This window comes from Planktosalinus sp. (assembly GCF_059864935.1).
This window is the reverse complement of record NZ_JCBCCK010000081.1, coordinates 1-4,005: the sequence shown is the minus strand read 5'-3', so window position 1 is coordinate 4,005 and position 4,005 is coordinate 1. Positions and strand designations below refer to the sequence as shown.

The window sequence follows — 4,005 nt, the reverse complement described above, 5'->3', positions numbered from 1 at the left end:
ATTCCGGTGTTGTGAAAACCCTCGTCTTCCAACAAGCTCCGGATTTTAATAATGCGGCCGTCCATCATATCGCTGGGGGCCACAAAATCGGCTCCCGCTTTGGCGTGCGAAAGTGACATTTCAGCTAAAACGGAGTTGGTTTCATCATTTAAAATTTCACCGGCATGAATGATTCCATCGTGGCCATAAACCGAAAAAGGGTCCAGTGCCACATCTGTCATGACCAGCATAACGGGACAAGCGTCTTTTACGGTTTTGATGGCGCGCTGCATAAGGCCATTTGGGTTAAGGGCTTCCGTGCCTTTGTTATCTTTGAGTTTGTCGTCTACTTTTACAAACAACAAAACAGCTTTTAAACCTAAGCTCCAAAGCTCTTTCACTTCTTTGGACAGGTTATCCAGACTCAATCGGTAATAGTTGGGCATGGAGGCTATTTCTTCTTTTACACCTTTACCTTCTACCACAAATAGCGGCACCAGAAAATCATTGGGTGTTATAATGGTTTCACGCACCAGGCTTCTGATGGTTTCGTTGGCGCGTAGTCTTCGGTTTCTTCTTAGTGGATACATTTGAATTCAAGGTTTATGGTTCAATGTTCAAAGTTAATTTAATTGCTGGTCGTTTTCAATGGACGTTTCCCATCCGTCATAAAAGCCATTGTATTTTTCTGCAATCTTAGCAAATTTCTTATAAAATTTAAAAGTATCTTCGTTAATGGATTGCATCTTAAAAACAATTAAAAGCAATTTATCAAAACCTTTTCTGATTTCAAGGTCTTTATCCATGGTCTCAAATCCAATCTCTTTTAAATGGGCTTCACAATTTTCTAAATCTGAAAGATTTTTAAAATAAAACCAATGTGTCACCTCTCTCTTTTTATAGAACCGGTCACCAAACACTTTTAAAATCTGTGTGATTCTCTTATTTGCCCGTTTCATAATTTTTTATACCCAGTCTTTAGGATTTTTTAAAACCTCCAATAGCTTTTCTTCTTCACTTCCCGGTTTAGTATGGTGGTCGTATTTCCATTGGACAACCGGTGGGAGGCTCATCAAGATACTTTCAATACGGCCGTTGGTTTTTAGCCCGAATAAGGTGCCTTTGTCGTGCACTAGATTGAATTCCACATAACGGCCACGACGAATTTCTTGCCATTCCCTTTGTTTGGGAGTGTAAGGTAGGTTTTTTCTTTTTTCTACTATGGGCACATAGGCTTCAAGAAAACTGTCACCCACTTCTGTGACAAAGTTGTACCAGTCTTCCATTGAGAAATCCTCCTTTGCTTTGCAATAATCAAAAAACAATCCGCCCAAACCACGTGCTTCTCCGCGATGGCTGTTGTAAAAGTATTCATCGCATTTCTTTTTGTATTCCGAATAAAAATCGGGATGATGATTGTCACAGGCATTTTTGCAAACGCTGTGAAAATGTCTGGCATCTTCTTCAAACAGGTAATAGGGTGTTAAATCCTGTCCGCCGCCAAACCAACTATCGATGATGTTTCCCTGTTTGTCATACATTTCAAAATAACGCCAATTGGCATGCACCGTTGGGACCATGGGGTTTTTTGGGTGCAGCACCAGGCTCAATCCGCAGGCAAAAAAATCACAATCTCCCACGTTGAAATAAGCCTGCATCGCTTTGGGCAATACTCCGTGAACCGCTGAAATATTCACACCTCCTTTTTCAAAAACGTTTCCGTTTTCAATCACACGGGTTCTGCCGCCACCGCCTTCAGGGCGTTCCCAAAGGTCTTCTTGAAATGTGGCTTTACCATCAACTTCTTCCAGATTGGAAGTTATGGTGTCCTGCAGTTGTTGTATGTAGTTGTAGAATTTGTCTCTCATCCTCCAAATTCCCGCGAAGGCGGGGGTCTCGTTTTTAATTTGTCGAATCTTAAAATTTAGCTAGGTTTATATTCCTTCACCGCGTCAATAAACGCACCTGCATTTTCCAAAGGAATATTTGGTAAAATACCATGCCCTAAATTAACGATGTATTTGTCTTTTCCAAATTCGTTGATCATTTGAGTCACCATACGTTTGATTTCCGCCGGTGGCGAAAACAAGCGTGTGGGGTCAAAATTTCCTTGTAAGGTAATGTTGCCCCCGGTTAAATAACGCGCGTTTCTGGGCGAACACGTCCAGTCCACACCCAAAGCCGAAGCTCCCGAGCGTGCCATCACATCCAGCGCAAACCAGCAACCTTTTCCAAAAGCAATCACAGGTGTTTCTCCTTTTAAAGCGTCGATGATTTGTTGCATATACTGCCAGGAAAACTCCTGATAATCTGTAGGTGAAAGCATCCCGCCCCAGCTGTCAAAAATCTGAACGGCATTGACTCCTGCTTTAACTTTTTCTTTCAGGTATGCGATGGTGGTATCTGTAATTTTTTGTAACAATGTATGTGCAGCGAGCGGTTGCGTAAAGCAAAATTCTTTGGCTATATCAAAGTTTTTTGAGCCTTGCCCTTGCACACAATAACACAAAATAGTCCAGGGCGAACCCGCAAACCCAATCAACGGAATTTCATTATTCAGTTTTTCTTTGGTCATTTTGATGGCGTCCATCACATAACCGAGCGTTTCCTGAATATCGGGAACAATCACATGGTCTACATCTTTTTGTGAACGGATGGGTTTTGGTAGCCAGGGTCCAACTCCGGGTTTCATTTCTACTTCAATATTCATCGCCTGCGGAATGACAAGAATATCACTGAATAAAATCGCAGCATCCATCCCATAACGGCGAATGGGTTGCACGGTGATTTCGGAAGCCAGCTCCGGGGTTTGGCAACGGGTAAAGAAATCATATTTTTGTTTGATTTCCTGAAACTCCGGCAAATAACGACCTGCCTGTCGCATCATCCATACGGGTGGGCGGTCAACGGTTTCGCCTTTTAAAGCTCTTAGGAAAAGGTCATTCTTAATTCCCGCGGAGGCGGGAATCTTGTTCTTGTTTGTACTATTATTCATCATAATATCTATATCTCGCAAAGACGCAGAGGCGCAAAGCAATTTTTTATTTGTTGGATGCGTAATATATTACGCATCTACATTATTTGGGTTTTTAAAATATTTCACCACTTGCACAATCACATTCTCAATCGTGGGTTTGTTGGCGATTATAATTTTGTCTGTATTTTTTTCAGCTTCCGCAGCAGTGGTCGTTCCAATACAAAAAGCTATTGTGTTTTCTAATGTGTTTTTTTTCGTAAAACTTTTCACAGCACTTGGACTGAAAAACAACAACCCGTCAAAAGTGCGCTCAAACTTTTTGGGCTTTAAAACAGTTTTATAAACTTCAACTTCAGTAAAGGACACATTATTTTCCTTCAACAGTTCCGGTAGCTCATCCCGCCTCAAATTTCCGCAAAAAAAAGTAAATGACTCATCGGCAAACTCTTTAACTATGATTTCAGCCAGTTCTTTTCCATAATCTGTCATCACTTTTACCTGAAAACCATTGGCTTCCAGCATTGCCTTGGTTTTCACTCCTACGCAAAAACAATTGTTAATTTGAACTTTTTGATCAACCAAACTATTTACAGCATTCTGACTGGTGATGATGGCGTTTTCAATTTTGGTTTTCACTTCAAAATCTACAGGTTCAATTGTTATGGCATCATATTCAACTAAACCAATCCCAGCCTGCAACAGGAGGCTACGCTGGCTTTCAGATAGTTTTTTTGTGAACAATACTGTTGGCATATCTATACCCCCGCGAAGGCGGGGGTCTCGTCAATTTTAGTTCAACTCTTTCTTAATCTCCTCCATCAACTCCCTTCCGCCACTATTCAAAAGCTCTTCTGCACATAGCCGACCCAAGCCGTTACTTTTCTTAATGGAAACTGTTTTTTGAACAGTAAACTTTTGCGTTCCGTCAAGGCTTAAGAGATTACCCTCAAAAGAAACTTCATTACCATTAATCGTTGCCAAAGCCCCGATGGGAGCGGTACAGCCGCCTTCCAAAACTTTTAGAAATTCACGTTCGATATGCACACAAA

5 protein-coding genes and 1 pseudogene are annotated in these 4,005 nt (G+C 41.3%); all 6 read right to left on the bottom strand.

Translation table 11 applies throughout. The features are described 5' to 3' along the window. Positions 1-569 (bottom strand): porphobilinogen synthase (locus AC6F75_RS03575; protein WP_500713575.1); only part of this gene is annotated, 569 nt, incomplete at its 3' end. A gap of 33 nt (positions 570-602) precedes the next feature. Continuing rightward, positions 603-938 carry a ribonuclease E inhibitor RraB gene (locus AC6F75_RS03570; RefSeq protein ID WP_500713574.1) on the bottom strand — a complete coding sequence of 112 codons (336 nt, stop codon included), beginning with the start codon at positions 936-938 and terminating at the stop codon, positions 603-605. A 6-nt stretch (positions 939-944) separates the two neighbouring features. Then, positions 945-1,847: an oxygen-dependent coproporphyrinogen oxidase gene (hemF, locus tag AC6F75_RS03565; protein WP_500713573.1), complete on the bottom strand. Its 903-nt coding sequence runs from the start codon at positions 1,845-1,847 to the stop codon at positions 945-947. A gap of 56 nt (positions 1,848-1,903) precedes the next feature. Next, positions 1,904-2,974, bottom strand: a complete 1,071-nt coding sequence (gene hemE / locus AC6F75_RS03560; protein ID WP_500713576.1) for a uroporphyrinogen decarboxylase — start codon at positions 2,972-2,974, stop codon at positions 1,904-1,906. Between the two features lie 69 nt (positions 2,975-3,043). Next, entirely contained in the window at positions 3,044-3,709 is a 666-nt protein-coding gene (locus tag AC6F75_RS03555; RefSeq protein ID WP_500713572.1) for a uroporphyrinogen-III synthase, read from the bottom strand. A 36-nt stretch (positions 3,710-3,745) separates the two neighbouring features. Next, positions 3,746-4,005, bottom strand: a pseudogene (locus AC6F75_RS03550) (hydroxymethylbilane synthase); the annotation flags it as partial.